Origin of the sequence: Pseudomonas wadenswilerensis (genome assembly GCF_900497695.1) — a bacterium.
GTDB classification, from domain to species: Bacteria; Pseudomonadota; Gammaproteobacteria; order Pseudomonadales; family Pseudomonadaceae; genus Aquipseudomonas; species Aquipseudomonas wadenswilerensis.
In genome coordinates, this window is record NZ_UIDD01000011.1 from 262,063 (window position 1) to 276,284 (window position 14,222).

17 protein-coding genes, 1 pseudogene and 1 riboswitch are annotated in these 14,222 nt (G+C 63.0%); of the genes and pseudogenes, 10 read left to right on the plus strand and 8 right to left on the minus strand.

Annotation, left to right across the window (positions count from 1 at the left end):
• Positions 1-236: 236 nt before the first annotated feature.
• The gene (locus tag CCOS864_RS24060) at positions 237-1,919 is read right to left on the minus strand and encodes a fatty acid--CoA ligase (RefSeq protein WP_115088722.1); all 1,683 of its coding nucleotides are present in this window, start codon (positions 1,917-1,919) and stop codon (positions 237-239) included.
• A 130-nt stretch (positions 1,920-2,049) separates the two neighbouring features.
• On the minus strand, positions 2,050-2,679 hold the full coding sequence (locus CCOS864_RS24065; RefSeq protein WP_115088723.1) for a LysE family translocator: 630 nt from the start codon (positions 2,677-2,679) through the stop codon (positions 2,050-2,052).
• A gap of 147 nt (positions 2,680-2,826) precedes the next feature.
• Between CCOS864_RS24065 and CCOS864_RS24070 the strand changes: the two genes are divergently transcribed.
• From CCOS864_RS24070 to CCOS864_RS24090, 5 genes are all read left to right on the plus strand, one after another.
• Positions 2,827-3,405: an NAD(P)H-dependent oxidoreductase gene (locus tag CCOS864_RS24070; RefSeq protein WP_115088724.1), complete on the plus strand. Its 579-nt coding sequence runs from the start codon at positions 2,827-2,829 to the stop codon at positions 3,403-3,405.
• 11 nt (positions 3,406-3,416) lie between these two features.
• On the plus strand, positions 3,417-3,785 hold the full coding sequence (locus tag CCOS864_RS24075; protein ID WP_115088725.1) for a MerR family transcriptional regulator: 369 nt from the start codon (positions 3,417-3,419) through the stop codon (positions 3,783-3,785).
• A 20-nt stretch (positions 3,786-3,805) separates the two neighbouring features.
• The gene (locus CCOS864_RS24080) at positions 3,806-4,768 is read left to right on the plus strand and encodes a 2-hydroxyacid dehydrogenase (RefSeq protein WP_115088726.1); all 963 of its coding nucleotides are present in this window, start codon (positions 3,806-3,808) and stop codon (positions 4,766-4,768) included.
• A gap of 51 nt (positions 4,769-4,819) precedes the next feature.
• A complete protein-coding gene (locus CCOS864_RS24085; RefSeq protein ID WP_115088727.1) occupies positions 4,820-5,818 on the plus strand; it encodes a class I SAM-dependent methyltransferase in 999 nt (332 codons plus the stop codon).
• A 38-nt stretch (positions 5,819-5,856) separates the two neighbouring features.
• Positions 5,857-5,978, plus strand: a riboswitch (yybP-ykoY riboswitch).
• 87 nt (positions 5,979-6,065) lie between these two features.
• Positions 6,066-6,653, plus strand: coding sequence for a TMEM165/GDT1 family protein (locus tag CCOS864_RS24090; protein ID WP_115088728.1), 588 nt, complete (start codon positions 6,066-6,068; stop codon positions 6,651-6,653).
• A gap of 111 nt (positions 6,654-6,764) precedes the next feature.
• On the opposite strand, the gene CCOS864_RS24095 is transcribed toward CCOS864_RS24090, so the two are convergent.
• On the minus strand, positions 6,765-7,580 hold the full coding sequence (locus CCOS864_RS24095; protein WP_010225775.1) for a M48 family metallopeptidase: 816 nt from the start codon (positions 7,578-7,580) through the stop codon (positions 6,765-6,767).
• Positions 7,581-8,817: 1,237 nt separating this feature from the next.
• On the opposite strand from CCOS864_RS24095, the pseudogene CCOS864_RS28830 reads away from it, so the two are divergent.
• Positions 8,818-9,021 (plus strand): annotated as a pseudogene (locus CCOS864_RS28830) (HAMP domain-containing protein); the annotation flags it as partial.
• A 111-nt stretch (positions 9,022-9,132) separates the two neighbouring features.
• Complete coding sequence (locus CCOS864_RS28835; protein ID WP_420849257.1) at positions 9,133-9,876, plus strand: methyl-accepting chemotaxis protein; 744 nt, start codon at positions 9,133-9,135, stop codon at positions 9,874-9,876.
• A gap of 111 nt (positions 9,877-9,987) precedes the next feature.
• Here the strand turns inward: CCOS864_RS28835 and CCOS864_RS24105 are convergent, their stop codons facing one another.
• From CCOS864_RS24105 to CCOS864_RS24115, 3 genes are read right to left on the minus strand one after another with little or no spacing between them, the layout of a single operon-like run.
• Positions 9,988-10,611, minus strand: a complete 624-nt coding sequence (locus CCOS864_RS24105) for an SOS response-associated peptidase (RefSeq protein ID WP_115088730.1) — start codon at positions 10,609-10,611, stop codon at positions 9,988-9,990.
• Positions 10,612-10,623: 12 nt separating this feature from the next.
• Positions 10,624-10,884 (minus strand): putative signal transducing protein, encoded by a 261-nt coding sequence (locus CCOS864_RS24110; RefSeq protein ID WP_115088731.1) that lies wholly within the window; start codon positions 10,882-10,884, stop codon positions 10,624-10,626.
• Positions 10,884-11,066 (minus strand): CPXCG motif-containing cysteine-rich protein, encoded by a 183-nt coding sequence (locus CCOS864_RS24115; RefSeq protein ID WP_045196022.1) that lies wholly within the window; start codon positions 11,064-11,066, stop codon positions 10,884-10,886. Before CCOS864_RS24115 ends, CCOS864_RS24110 begins: the two co-directional genes overlap by 1 nt.
• Positions 11,067-11,188: 122 nt before the next feature.
• Between CCOS864_RS24115 and CCOS864_RS24120 the strand changes: the two genes are divergently transcribed.
• Entirely contained in the window at positions 11,189-12,355 is a 1,167-nt protein-coding gene (locus tag CCOS864_RS24120; RefSeq protein ID WP_166675726.1) for a 1-acyl-sn-glycerol-3-phosphate acyltransferase, read from the plus strand.
• A 96-nt stretch (positions 12,356-12,451) separates the two neighbouring features.
• Here the strand turns inward: CCOS864_RS24120 and CCOS864_RS24125 are convergent, their stop codons facing one another.
• Positions 12,452-12,712, minus strand: a complete 261-nt coding sequence (locus CCOS864_RS24125; protein ID WP_115088733.1) for a hypothetical protein — start codon at positions 12,710-12,712, stop codon at positions 12,452-12,454.
• A 169-nt stretch (positions 12,713-12,881) separates the two neighbouring features.
• Here CCOS864_RS24125 and CCOS864_RS24130 point away from each other — a divergent pair, with 169 nt between their 5' ends.
• Entirely contained in the window at positions 12,882-13,088 is a 207-nt protein-coding gene (locus tag CCOS864_RS24130) for a hypothetical protein (protein ID WP_115088734.1), read from the plus strand.
• 63 nt (positions 13,089-13,151) lie between these two features.
• On the opposite strand, the gene CCOS864_RS24135 is transcribed toward CCOS864_RS24130, so the two are convergent.
• On the minus strand, positions 13,152-13,736 hold the full coding sequence (locus tag CCOS864_RS24135; RefSeq protein ID WP_115088735.1) for a YajG family lipoprotein: 585 nt from the start codon (positions 13,734-13,736) through the stop codon (positions 13,152-13,154).
• A 175-nt stretch (positions 13,737-13,911) separates the two neighbouring features.
• Here CCOS864_RS24135 and CCOS864_RS24140 point away from each other — a divergent pair, with 175 nt between their 5' ends.
• Complete coding sequence (locus CCOS864_RS24140) at positions 13,912-14,145, plus strand: hypothetical protein (RefSeq protein ID WP_115088736.1); 234 nt, start codon at positions 13,912-13,914, stop codon at positions 14,143-14,145.
• The last annotated feature ends 77 nt before the right edge of the window (positions 14,146-14,222 follow it).

A 14,222-nucleotide genomic window follows, 5' to 3' on the forward strand; every position in this document is an offset into this window, starting at 1 on the left:
TGGGCACATGCATGTGCGATCCCCCCGTTCCTGAAAATCCCCTGAACCGACTATAGCCAGCAGGTTGAACTGCTTGATCCCTCTAAAGTGTGATTTGCATCCCAACCCCTCTGGCGTGGTCTGCATGACCGGCCACTACGCTGGCAGGGGGAAGAATGGCTTAATTTTGTCATTTGACAAGGCGGCCATGCGTCTGGCGTGCGGGTCGCGCCGAATCAGGCGCGACCCGCCAGCTTTTATAGGGTCGAGAGGAAGGTGCTGTTACTGGCTTGCAACTGGCTGATGTCCAGGCGGATGCGCTTCTTGTCGAGCTTGCCGACGCTGGTCTTGGGAATTTCAGTAACAAGGGCAATCTGGCTGGGGATCGCCCACTTGTTGATGTGCCCCAGTTCCACGAACGGCTTGAGGTGTTCCTTGAGCGCCTTGGCGTCGATGCTCTGGCCTTCGTGGATCACCAGCAGGGCAAACGGCCGCTCACCCCACTGCGGATCGGCGACACCGACCACCGCCACTTCGCGGACCGCCGGGTGGCGGCTGATCAGGTCTTCAAGCTCCAGTGACGAGATCCACTCACCGCCGGTCTTGATCACGTCCTTGATGCGGTCGCGGATATCGATCACGCCCATGCTGTCGAGGGTGGCGACGTCACCGGTGTGCAGCCAGCCGCCCTGCCAGAGTTCGGCGCCTTTCTCGGGCTCGCGGAAGTAACCCATGGTCAGCCAGGGTGCGCGCAGTACCAGCTCGCCCTGGCTCTCGCCATCGGCCGGGAGGAAGTTGCCGTTGCCGTCGACAATCGCGGTTTCCACCAGCGGCACCGGTACCCCGGCCTTGATCCGGTAGGTGATGCATTCGTCTTCGCTACCGGCCAGCAGCTCGTCGTTGAGGTGGGCGCAGGCCACCAGCGGGCAGGTCTCGGACATGCCGTAGGCGGCGGTCAGCTGAATCCCGTGAGCCTTGGCCGCCTCGTACAGGGCGCGGTTCAGGGCACTGCCGCCAATGATGATTTTCCAGCCGCCGAAGTCCTGTTGCTGGGCGCCCTTGGCGTTGAGCAGCATCTGCAGGATGGTCGGTACGCAGTGCGAGAAGGTCACCTTCTCGTTGCGCCACAGCTCACAGAGCATCTCCGGCTCGTAACGCCCCGGGTAGACCTGCTTGATGCCGAGCATGGTCGCCACGTAGGGGATGCCCCAGGCGTGGACGTGGAACATCGGGGTGATGGGCATGTACACATCGTTGCTGCCGAGCAGGCGCACGCTGTCGATACTGCCGGTTACCGAAGCTGCCGCCAGGGTGTGCAGCACCAGTTGCCGGTGGGTGAAATACACCCCTTTTGGGTTCCCGGTGGTGCCAGTGGTGTAGAAAGTGGTGGCGATCGAGTTCTCGTCGAAATCAGGGAAGTCGTACACCGGGCTGGCCGCCGCCAGGAGTTGCTCGTACTCACCGACCAGGTTGGGCAGGTCGGCGGTTTTCTGCTCGCCATCGGTCAGCAGCAGGGTTTTCTCGACCGTGGTCAGTTGCCCGGCGATGGCCTGGTAAAGGCCGACAAAGTCGCTGTTGACCAGCACGAAGCGGTCATCGGCGTGATTCATGGTGTAGAGGACCTGCTCCGGTGACAGGCGCACGTTGATGGTGTGCACCACCGCGCCGATCATCGGAATGGCGAACATGCATTCGAGGTAGCGATGGCTGTCCCAGTCCATCACTGCCACGGTGTCACCGGCCTTGACTCCCGCCTCGGTGAGCACATTGGCCAGCCGCGCGATGCGCTCGTTGAGGGTCAGGTAGCTGTAGCGCAGTTGATCGCGGTAGACGATTTCGCGGGTTTTCTCGTAGCGGCTGCCGGACAGCAACAGGCGCTTGATCAACAGCGGAAACTGATAGGCGCCCTCGGCGGGAGGGATGACGCGAGTCTGCAACATAGGAGTCCCTTTTCTAGAGTGCACAGGCTGGGCAAGACATGTCCTACTCTAGAACGCCACAGCAGCAGCCAAATCAGCCAAAGGAATGATTTGGCTGCTGCAGGGACTAGTGGCGCTCAACCATTGCCGCTTAGTGCATCTCGGTAAAGGCGATCTTCACCCCCAGGGCAATCAGCACCGCGCCCATGGTGCGGTCGAACCAGTGGCCCATGCGCGCAAAGGCGGCGCGTACCCGCTGTTGGCTGAACAGCATGGCCACCAGGCAGAACCACAGGCCGGTAGCCACGGCCAGGTACGCACCATAGCCGGCCTGGATCGCCAGCGGCGTGTGCGGGTTGATGACGACGGTGAACAGCGAGAGGAAGAACAGCGTCGCCTTGGGATTCAGGCCGTTGGTCATGAAGCCTGCGACAAAGGCCGCACGTGGCGTGCGCTCGACTGTCGAGGCCTGCACGTTTTCGCTGCCAGGCGCACCGGGGCGGGCGCGCAGGGCCTTGAAGCCGATGTACAGCAGGTAGGCTGCCGCCAGCCACTTCAGCGCGTTGAACAGCATGATCGACTGCCACACGATCAGGCCGATACCCAGCAGCGAATAGCCCACATGCAGGAAAATCGCGGTGCCGACGCCCAAAGCGGTCCAGGTACCGGCGCGCCGGCCGTGAGTAACACTCTCGCGCACCACCACGGCAAAGTCCGGGCCGGGGCTGGCCACCGCCAGCAGGTGAATCAACGCGACAGTCAGAAATTCGGCCCAGTACATGGGGGCTCCTTGCGGCAAAGAAGGCAATCGGGGGCGCTACATTACGCTTTCGTCCTTTCCGGCAACAGTCTCTGGTGGGAGCGGGCTTGACTCTCCTCCTAAGGGCAGACGTTAACCTCAGCGCTTTTGCCCCTGGACCCGCCTTCGATGAGCAAACGAATCCTGGTGATACTCGGCCACCCTTCGCGCAACAGTTTCTGCGCTGCATTAAGCGACAGCTACATCACCAGCGCCCGCGAGCAAGGCCATGACGTCTGCCTGCTGGAGCTTGGCAACCTGGCCTTCGACCCGATCCTGCATGACGGCTATCAACAGGTACAACCCCTGGAACCCGACCTGTTGCACGCCCAGCAATTGATCAGTTGGGCCGAGCATCTGGTGTTCGTCTTCCCGGTCTGGTGGGGCGGTATTCCAGCCCTGCTCAAAGGCTTCTTCGACCGGGTCCTGCTGCCCGGCTTCGCCTTCAAGTACCGCAGCGGCTCGCCCTTCCCTGCGCAACTGCTCAAGGGCCGCAGCGCCGACCTGCTGGTGAGCATGGATACGCCGCCCTGGTACTACCGCTGGATCTATCGCATGCCCGCTCTGCAACAGATGCGCCGCACCACCCTGGGCTTCTGTGGAATCAAGGCGAAAAAGACGTTAACGTTTGGCCCCATCATCAGCTCGACCGACCAGCAACGCGAAACCTGGCTGCAGCAGGCGCGCACGCTGGCTCGTCGGTACTAAAGGGACGTTTGATGTACATCGGCAAAGCCGCGCAACTGTCCGGGGCGACCATCAAGAGCATTCGCCACTATGAGCGCATCGGCCTGTTGCCGGCGCCCAGGCGTCAAGGGAGCTATCGCCTGTATGATCAGCAGAGCATCGCCCTGCTGAGCCTGATCAAATGCGCGCAAAAGCTCGGTTTCAGCCTCAAGGAAATGCAGGCGCTGGTCGGCGATGATCAGGCCGGGCTGCCGATGGAGCGCGTGCGCCAGGCGATTGCCGGCAAGAAAGCCCAGTTGCAGGCGCAGATCCAGGCGCTGCAGCTCCAACATCAAGGCCTGCTCGAGCTGCAAAGCAGTCTTGAGCAAAACCATTACGATTGCTTCGACTACACCGCTTGAGCCCTCACTGGAGCCGCCCTATGCCCACATCCCGTCGCGCCGTGTTTCTCGACCATAGCTCCCTGGACCTGGGTGACCTGGCACTGGATCGTCTCAAGGCCTGTTTCGATGAGCTGCAACTCTACCCGGCAACAGCGCCGGCGCAGGTCGCCGAACGCCTGCAGGGCGCAACCGTGGCGATCAGCAACAAGGTCATGATCGACGCCGCCACCCTGGCGGCCTGCCCCGAGCTGAAGCTGATCCTGGTGGCCGCCACCGGTACTAACAATGTCGACCTGCAGGCGGCCCGCGCCCAGGGTGTGGTGGTCAGCAATTGCCAGGGCTACGGCACGCCGTCGGTGGCGCAACACACCCTGACCCTGCTGCTGGCGCTGGCTACGCGCCTGAGCGACTATCAAAAGGCCGTCGCCGACGGCCAGTGGGCAAAGGCCAAACAGTTCTGCCTGCTGGACTTCCCCATCGTCGAACTGGAGGGCAAGACCCTCGGCCTGCTCGGCCATGGTGAACTGGGCGGTGCGGTAGCGCGCCTGGCCGAAGCCTTCGGCATGCGCGTATTGCTTGGCCAGTTGCCCGGCCGCCCGCCCCGCGAAGATCGAATTGCGCTGGATGAGCTGCTGCCGCAGATCGACGCCCTGACCCTGCACTGCCCGCTCAACGAACACACCCGCCACCTGATCGGTGCCCGGCAACTGGCCCTGCTCAAGCCCGGCGCCTTTGTGATCAACACCGCCCGCGGCGGCCTGATCGACGAGCAAGCACTGGCCGACGCCTTGCGTGCCGGCCACCTGGGCGGCGCGGCGACCGATGTGCTCAGTGTCGAGCCGCCGGTCAACGGCAACCCGCTGCTGGCTGCGGACATCCCGCGCCTGATTGTCACCCCGCACAGCGCCTGGGGCGCAGTCGAATCACGGCAGCGTATCGTTGAGCAATTGAGCGAAAACGCCGAGGCGTTTTTCGCCGGCAGCCCGCGCCGCCAGGTCTAAGCCAGGCCAGGCTCTGGTAAACTGCGCCACTTTTTTCAGGAGTCGCCGTCCATGGACCCGCGCAGTGAAGTGTTGCTTCGTCAGGCCGATCTTTTCCAGGGCTCGCTGTTGCTCGCCGGTTTGCCTGCCGACGACCTGCTCGGCAAATTGCCCGCGGCCCATGGCTGGAGCTGGCATGCCGGCGATCAGGCGGCGCTCGATGCACGCTTCGCCGGGCGCAGCCACTTCGGCGTAGAAGCGCCAGCCCAGGCCTTCGACGCCGCCGTCTTGTTTTTGCCCAAGTCCCGCGACCTGGCCAATTACCTGCTCAACGCCCTGGCTTCGCGTTTGGCCGGCCGTGAGCTGTACCTGGTCGGCGAGAAACGCGGCGGCATCGAAGGTGCGGCCAAGCAGCTGCACGCCTTCGGCAAGCCGCGCAAACTCGACAGCGCCCGCCATTGCCAGCTGTGGCAGGTCACGGTGGAACACGCGCCTGAAGCCAAATCACTGGAAAGCCTGGCCGAGCATTTCCAACTGGAGCTGGCCGATGGCCCGCTGCAGATCGTCAGCCTGCCGGGTGTGTTCAGCCACGGTCGCCTGGATCGCGGCAGCGCCCTGCTGCTGGAAAACCTCGATCAATTGCCCACCGGCCACGTGCTGGATTTCGGTTGTGGTGCGGGCGTCCTCGGCGCGGCCATCAAACGTCGCTATCCGCAAAACCGCATCACTTTGCTTGACGTTGATGCCTTCGCCGTCGCCAGCAGCCGCCTGACCCTGGCCGCCAATGGCCTGGAGGGTGAGGTGATCAGCGGCGACGGCATCGATGCTGCACCGCGCGAGCTGGACGTAATCATCAGCAATCCGCCGTTCCATACCGGGGTGCACACCAACTATCAGGCCTCAGAGAACCTGTTGAGAAAATCTGCCGATCATCTGAAAAAAGGCGGCGAAATGCGCCTGGTGGCCAACAGCTTCCTGCGCTATCAGCCGCTGATCGAAGAGGCCCTGGGCAACTGCAGGATCCGCGACGAAGGGCAAGGCTTTCGTATCTACCAGGCAACACGCGGTTAAAAAGAGCGCTTGCCGAAACGGATTTGCCTAGGCAGAATCCGCTCCGTCCTAGGGGAGTAGTCTCCCGCGAGCACCCAGCTCGCCCGGTACGCGTCAACATACTTGGTCCACAGACCATGGCGCGTGCGACCCACGGTCCGCACAGACGGACCCAGGGTTTGACAAGACCTATGACACGAACACCTTACCCGGGGCGGGAAGGCTGTACGTGTCATAGCCGTGTCGACCCGCCCCCGTAGGAATCCTGATGCTGGAATCATTGCTCGTCCCCACCGCGATCGTGGCCCTCGCCGAAATTGGCGACAAGACCCAATTGCTCGCGCTGATCCTTGCCGCGCGCTTTCGCAAACCCTGGCCGATCATCGCCGGTATCATCGCTGCAACCCTGGCCAACCATGCGGCTGCAGGCGCTGTCGGTGCCTGGGTCAGTACCTTCTTCAGCGCCGCTACCCTGCACTGGATTCTCGCGGCCAGCTTTGCTGCCACGGCGTTGTGGACGCTGATTCCGGACAAGATGGATGACGACGAATCCAGTACGGCACGGCGCTTCGGCCCGTTCCTGACCACCCTGATCGCGTTCTTCATCGCTGAAATCGGCGACAAGACCCAGGTCGCCACGGTGATGCTGGCGGCGCAGTATCCGCACCTGATCATGGTGATCATCGGTACCACCCTGGGCATGTTGATTGCCAACGTGCCGGTGGTACTGGCGGGTAACTTTGCTGCGGAGAAACTGCCGCTGACCCTGATCCGCCGCCTGGCTTCGGCCGCGTTCTTCGTCCTGGCCGCTGTGGCGGTGTATTCGGCGATGCAGGTCAGTGGCTGGATAGGCTGACCGGTGGTGACTTCATCGCTGGCAAGCCAGCTCCCACAGGCCTTGTATACACAGGACCCTGTGGGAGCCGGTCTTGCCGGCGATGGGCCGCAGCGCGGCCCCGGCTATAACTTACTTGCGGGCCTGCTCGTACAACGGCATCACCTTCGGAATCGCCGCCTGCAACGACGCCTGGCGGCTCGCCGAGGCCGGGTGAGTGCTCATGAACTCCGGCTGCGAACCGCCCGAGGCCTGGGCCATCTTGTCCCACAGGCTGATGGCCGCATTCGGGTTGTAACCGGCACGGGCGGCCAGTTCCAGGCCGATCAGGTCGGCTTCATTCTCGTTAGCCCGGCTGTTGGGCAGGGTCAGGCTGTACTGCACTACAGTGTCGGCAATCGCCAGGCTGTCCTGGCCCAGGCCCAGCAAGGCTCCCGCGCCCTGGCGAGCCATCTGCACGCCATAGGCCTTGGACATCGCTTCACGGCCATGCTCGCGCAGGGCGTGGGCGATTTCATGCCCCATCACCGCAGCCAGTTCGTCATCGGTCAGCTTGAGTTTGTCGATCAGGCCGTTGTAGACGAAGATCTTGCCGCCAGGCCCGCAGTTGGCGTTGAGCTCGTCGCTCTTGATCAGGTTCACTTCCCAGTTCCACTGTGCCGCATCCGGGCGGAACTGCGGGGCCTGGGCAATCAGGCGGTTGGCGATGGCCTGCACGCGCTTGGCATTGGCGCTGCTCTTGTCGAGCACACCTTTGCTCGAGGCTTCGCCCAGGGTTTGCTGGTAGGACTGAGCGTACATCTGGTTGACCTCATCGGTCGACAGCATGCTGAACATGTATTGCTTACGCTCGACACCCACGGCGCCGCCGCTGGTGGTGTTCACCGCCTGGCAGCCAGCGAGCAGGACGCTGGCGCTCAATGCACCGATTACAAATGACTTACGCATGAAAACACTCCCTTCGAACATGCCGCGTATCCTAGGCCGACTCGGTTGAGCCCGCCATATCCCTGATGAAGATTTCTCCAGACGGTGCTCATGCTTTCGCCCCGCCGGGCCGATAACGCAAGGCAGACGCCTTTCCTTGCGCTTGGAGCCCCACATGAAGTTCCGGTCGATCCAGTTTTCCGTCGCCGCCCTGGCTGGCGCCATTGTCCTGAGTATTGTCGCTGCCCTGGTGCTCTATGCCGTGTACTCCGGCGAACGCACCCAGGAGCTGGTGCAAAGCCGCACCCAGCAGCAGTTCGAAGCGGTGATCGAGCAGCGCCTGACCGCCCTGGCGCGGACTCAGGTCAGCGAGATCCAGCGCGGCCTGGAAGCGCCGCTGCTGATTGCCCGCGGCCTTGCCACCAGCAACGCCATGCTCGGCATGCAGGACGCCAGCGGCAATCCGCTGCTGAAGATCGAACGCCAACAACTGATTGCCCTGCTCAAGCAGACGGCGCTGACCAACCCGCTGATCCTCGGCACCTACCTGGGTTGGGAAACCAATGCCCTGGACCACGATGACGCGCGCTTCGCCGGTACCTCGGTCACCGGTATCGACAGCGCCACCGGGCGCTTCCTGCCCTGGTGGTTCCGCAACGAAGACGGCAGCCTGGGCCTGGACAAGCTGGCCGACGTCAATGACCAGACCATCCTTGCCACCGGCGTGCGCGCCAGTGAGTACTACCTGTGCCCGCGGGAATCGAAGAAAGCCTGTGTCATCGACCCGGCGCCTTATAAGGTCGGCGACAAGGTGGTGATGCTCGCCTCGTTCGTCGAGCCGATCATGATCGACGGCAAGTTCCAGGGCATCGCCGGCGCCGACCTCTCGGTTAACTTCATCCAGGAACTGCTCATTACCGCCGACCGCCAGTTGTACGACGGCGCCGGCGAACTGGCGCTGGTGTCCGGCAACGGCCGCCTGGTGGCCTTCACCAAAGACCCGGGCAAGTTTGGCGAGAAAGCCAGCGACGTCCTCGACGCCAATGCCGCCGGCACCCTGGCGCAATTGAGCGGCGAAAAACTGCACTACGAAGTCGATCAGGCCGCTGGCCGCATCGAGCTGTACCTGCCGTTCAAGATCGCCAATACCGACGCCCGCTGGACCCTGCTGCTGGAGCTGCCGATCAGCGCAGTGATGGCCGATGTGGAAAAACTGCAAAGCGACCTCAGCGCCCAGCGCCGCACCGACATCACTGGCATGACCGTGGTCGGCCTGGGCATCGCCGCCCTTGGCCTGCTGGTGATCTGGCTGCTGGCCCACGGCATTGCCCGGCCGCTGCGGCAGATGGTGGCGATGCTCGATGACATCGCTCAGGGCGAAGGCGACCTGACCCGCCGCCTGAGCAGCGATCGCGCCGACGAACTGGGCTCGATCGCCAAGGGCTTCAACACTTTCCTGAGCAAGCTGCAGGCGATGATCAGCCAGGTGGTGGCCTCGGTGCAGAAGGTCAGCGACTCCTCGGAGCACACCGCCGACATCGCCATCCGCACCAATCAGGGCGTGCACAAGCAGATGGCCGAGATCGACCTGGTGGCCACCGCCGTACACGAGATGACCGCCACTGCCCAGGACGTGGCGCGCAACGCCACCCATGCGGCCCAGGCCGCCAGCAATGCGGACCAGGCGGCCCACCAGGGCCTGGCCATCGTGCGCGATACGTCCCATTCGATCAGCGCCCTGGCCGAGGAAATCGGCCGTGCGGTCGGCGTGGTGCAGAATCTGGCCCGTGACAGCGAAAACATCAACGCCATCCTTATCGCCATCCGCGCGATTGCCGAGCAGACCAACCTGCTGGCGCTCAACGCCGCCATCGAGGCGGCCCGCGCGGGTGAACAGGGCCGTGGTTTTGCCGTGGTGGCCGACGAGGTGCGTAACCTGGCACAGAAAACCCAGCAGGCCACGGAAGAAATCCAGCAGATGATCCAGCAACTGCAGCAGGGTACCCGCGATGTGGTGCGGGTGATGGAAGACAGCCAGGGCAAGACCGACGACAGCGTGCAGCAGGCCGCCCGCGCCGCCGAGGCACTGGAGAGCATCACCCAGGCGGTATCGGTGATCAACGACATGAACACGCAGATTGCCAGCGCTGCCGAAGAGCAGAGCGCGGTGGCCGAAGACATCAACCGCAATGTGATCAATATCGGCCAGGTGGCTAACGAGGTAGCTGGCGGGGCGGATGAGTCGAGTACCGCCAGTGCCGAGCTGACCAAGCTGGCCGAGCAGCAGCGGCGCTTGATCAATCAGTTCAGGGTGTAAGGTCTTGGGGCTGCTTCGCAGCCCATCGCTGGCAAGGCCAGCTCCCACAAGGTCAGTACACACACTCCACTGTGGGAGCCGGCCTTGCCGGCGAAGCCCTTTCAAGCCCCCTCAAGCCGGGGTCAAACACTCCGGCCCATTAAGCTTCGGATCGTTGACCATATTGGCCAACACCCGCTCACGCAGCGGTGCCTGGCCGCCCGCCAGCAGCTCGTACAAGCGCGCTGGCGGGGTTTCGGGATCAAGCCAGGCTGCCTGCCCGGCCGCATCGAGAATCAGCGGCCGACGCTGGCTCAGCGCTGCCTGGGTCACCACTGCGGTGCTCAGCCAGACCTGGTCCTGCACCGGATACGCCTCCCAGATCGCGGCAAAAAACAGCGAAGAGCCCTCCCCCGGCGTCAGCCAGTACGGCCGTTTGCGCTGGGTGCCACGCCACTCGTAGAAACCGTTGGCCGGCAGCAGGCAGCGGCGCAGGCGAAAGGCTTCACGAAACATCGGCTGTTCGGCCAGGGTCTCGGCCCGGGCATGAGCCGGGGTGCGCGATAAATCGGTGAGCCAGGCGGGAGTCAGCCCCCAGCGTGCCCGCGCCAGTTCCATCTGACCATCGTCGAGGCGGCGCTGAATCAGCACCGAAGCGCCGGGGGAGATGTTCCATTGCGCCTGCTGGTCACTGGGAAATCCCGGCAAGGCAGCAAAGGCGGGAGACCAGCGAAACAGTGCATAACGTCCACACATGAGGGCAAAAACCTAGCAAATCAGGGTTCCGGGGATGTTCTCCGGTTCGTCGCCCGCAAGTGGCTGGGCGCTATTGTACGCGGCGATCAGCTGGCGTGCGCTGTCGGCCTGCTCATCGGCGACCGCCAGGCCCAGCAGGCCGTGCATCGGCAGGTCGCCCATGGCGCCCATCAGGTCGCGGCCAACCAGGTGCACGGGGATGCCTTCACTGGCGAGCATGCCGATGAGCATTTCGGCTTCCAGCAGGCTTTCGGGATCGTAGATTCGCCGCATCAGTCATTCTCACCATAAACGTCCAGCATCCATTCCTCGCCATGCACCTGCAGCACGAACCTGATCGGCTTGCAGCACACCTGGCAGTCCTCGATGTACTCCTGATCACCGCCCGACAGGTCCACCGTCGTCTCGACTTCTTCACCACAATAAGGACAATCGTACAACGCTGTCTCCAGCATCGCGGCCTCCCGAGTGACTTGTGCGTATAATTGCCGGTCTATTTACAGGTCCTGAGTGTGTCTGAGCCGTTTTTCAGACCCCGGCCCCTACCTATTACCCTAGCCGTTTCCAACAAGAGAGCATGATGGGCGAATTCGATGCCATCCGACCGTACGACGACGCTGAAGTCCCTGCCGTTCTGGCACGGCTGCTCAGCGACCCGGCATTCCTCGATATCCTCACCCACTTCCGCTTCCCGCGCATGGCCGGGGCCTTCGGCTGGCTGCTCAAGCCGCTGATCGCCCGGCGCCTGCGTAAAGAGTTTGCCGGGGTCAGCTGCGTCTCGACCCTGCAGGACAAGGTCGAATACTACGTCGACCACACCATCGAGCGGGCGACCGACGGCGTGACCTACACCGGCGTCGAGCAGCTCAAGTCGGGTACCGCCTACCTGTTCCTGGCCAACCACCGCGATATCGTCATGGACCCGGCGTTCGTCAACTATGCCGTGTACCACGCCGGCCTGCCGACCCCGCGGATCGCCATCGGCGACAACCTGCTGCAAAAGCCGTTCGTCAGCGACATGATGCGCCTGAACAAGAGCTTTATCGTTCATCGCTCGATCAGTGGCCGCCGGGAAAAGCTTGCTGCTTACCAGTTGCTCTCAGCCTACATCAACCATTCGATCCGCAATGATTGCCAGTCGATCTGGATCGCCCAGGCCGAAGGCCGGGCCAAGGATGGTGATGACCGTACCGATTCGGCAATCCTGAAAATGTTCCACATGAGCCGCAAGGACGAGCCGTTCGGCGCAGTGATCCAGTCGCTGAACCTGAGTCCGGTGTCGATCAGTTACGAGTACGACCCGTGCGACCAGGCCAAGGCCCGCGAGCTGTACATTCGCGCCACCACCGGCACTTACAGCAAGGCCCCCGGTGAAGATGACGTCAGCATTGCCCAGGGCATTACTGGCTACAAAGGCCGTGTGCACATCAACTTTGCCCCGCCGGTGACCGCGTTTGTCGAGGACACCAAGCAACTGGCCGCCGAGATCGATCGGCAGATCCTGGCCGGCTACCGGTTGTTCCCGGTGCATTACCTGGCGTATGCGCAATGGGCTGATGCCGATCCGGCGCTGGACGTGCCGGCAGCGGCCAAGGTGTTCCCGGCCGATGAACTGGCCCGCGCCCAGGCCGAATGGCAACGCCGCCTGGACGCCTGTCCGGCCGAGCAGCGGCCGTACCTGGTGCAGCAGTATGCGACGCCGGTACGCAATCAGTACCGGGTCAAGGCGGGGTTGGCGCTTTAGGTCGCACCGCGTCGCCTGCATCGCTGGCAAGCCAGCTCCCACAGGAACACTCTGGGGGAGCTGGCTTGCCAGCGATGGGCTGCGAAGCAGCCCCGATCACACCCAGGTGCTGAACCAGGACAGCAACAAGGCCAGCGCCAAAAAGGCAAAACCGAGAATGTAGTAGAAACGGTTGATGCGCAGGCTCATGCCATCGACCACCACTTCATCGGCGGCCATGCCCGCCAGAGTTTGCGCCGCGCGGCGGCGGGCGCTGTGCAGCAGCAAGCCGCCCGGGCAGGTCAGCACCAGAGCCAGCAGGTTGATCAGCTTGGCCGGATGGGCGGCAAACAGCCCCCAGATCACTTGCAACGACATCGCAAAACCTCAAAAGAAGTACATCGATACTTTCGACACGGCGGGCATTCTACCCAAGCCCCGTGCCCCTGCCTGCCCTTTGCGACAAACGACGATTAATTCGCACCGTCACACGCTCGTCATCTAGGCACGCCACTCTATCGGCCGTCGCCACCCACCGGAGCTTGTCATGCTGCACGCCGAAAACCAGGACCGCCTCTACCTGATCGCCCAGAGCGACGAGCAGCAGGCGCTGATCGACGGCCTGGCGTTCAACGTCCAAGACCGCCAATGGCTGGTGTACTGCGCCTTGGGCGGGCACGCTCATGATGATCTGCCCGAAGTCGACGTTCCGACCGGCATCAGCATGCTGGACTTCTACGTCGAAGCCGCCTGAGCGCCCAGAAACGCAAAAGCCCGATGCCTGCCACGCAGACATCGGGCTTTTTGCTGTTGCGATTTATTCGCCGAGGATCTGCCCGATGGCCTGGTCCTTGAACAGACGGGTCAGCGCATCGCTGAGCACATCGCCCACCAGCTTGGTGTTGGTCTCCTGGTTGGGTGCCATGCCGAAGCGCTGGTCCAGCGAGGCACCGTAACGGCCGCTGTAGCGACGGTTGGCGTTGGCCACGTCAGCCTTGAAGGTCGCACCGATGGTGGCTTCGGTCACGTACATGCCTTCTTTTGGCGACTGGTACTTGAGTTCGGCCAGGGTCACGGTCAGCTGGGGCGCGTTGTAGGCGTTCGGCGTCGGGGTGAAGCCCAGCAGACGCACCGCCGCTTCGGCCTGGGCCTGCAGTTTTGGCAGGATGTCGTTGCCGGCCACGGTGATGGCGCTGGTTTCCGGGTACAGGCCGCCACGGGTGCCCAGGGTTTGCGAAGCACGGCCATCAACCACCTTGACCACCACCGGCTGACCATGGCCGACCGGCGCCAGCTGGGCGTTGAGTTTCGGTTGCGGGCTGAGTTGTTGCGGGCTGTGGGCACAACCGGCCAGGGTCAGACTGGTCACCGCGATCAAACCGAACAACAAACGTTGCAACATGCTCATCTCTCCAGAATAGGCAGCAAAGGCCGCCAGTATAACCAGCACGGGGCAGCCCAGCTATCGGCGTGCCATTAGTGAATAAGACAGGCGTGCCCAGCCCCGGTTCGCTGTCACAATCGTTTCATCACTGCACGGTTATCCTTGCCTCAGTTCTTCACAGGGATACCTCGCCATGTCCTCGCTCCTGGCCTTGCTGTTCAAACGCAATCCGCAACGCTGCTTCGCCCGCCTCGACGCCTTGGGCCATTGCCAGGCCTTCAAGCAGTGTGCGCAGGCTCCTTCGACCAGCGGCTGGGTGGAAATCAACGAAATTCGCCTGGCCTGGCTTAACCGCCCGCTGCCCGCCAGCGCCCGTGTTTCAAAGCGTGTCAGCGGAAACTGGCTGCAGCGCAGCCTCGCCGCCTGAGTTTTGCCTCAATAAAAGTCGCTAATAAAGAGCTTTTCTGCCCGCGACATCGCTATAATCTCCCCCCGATTATAAGG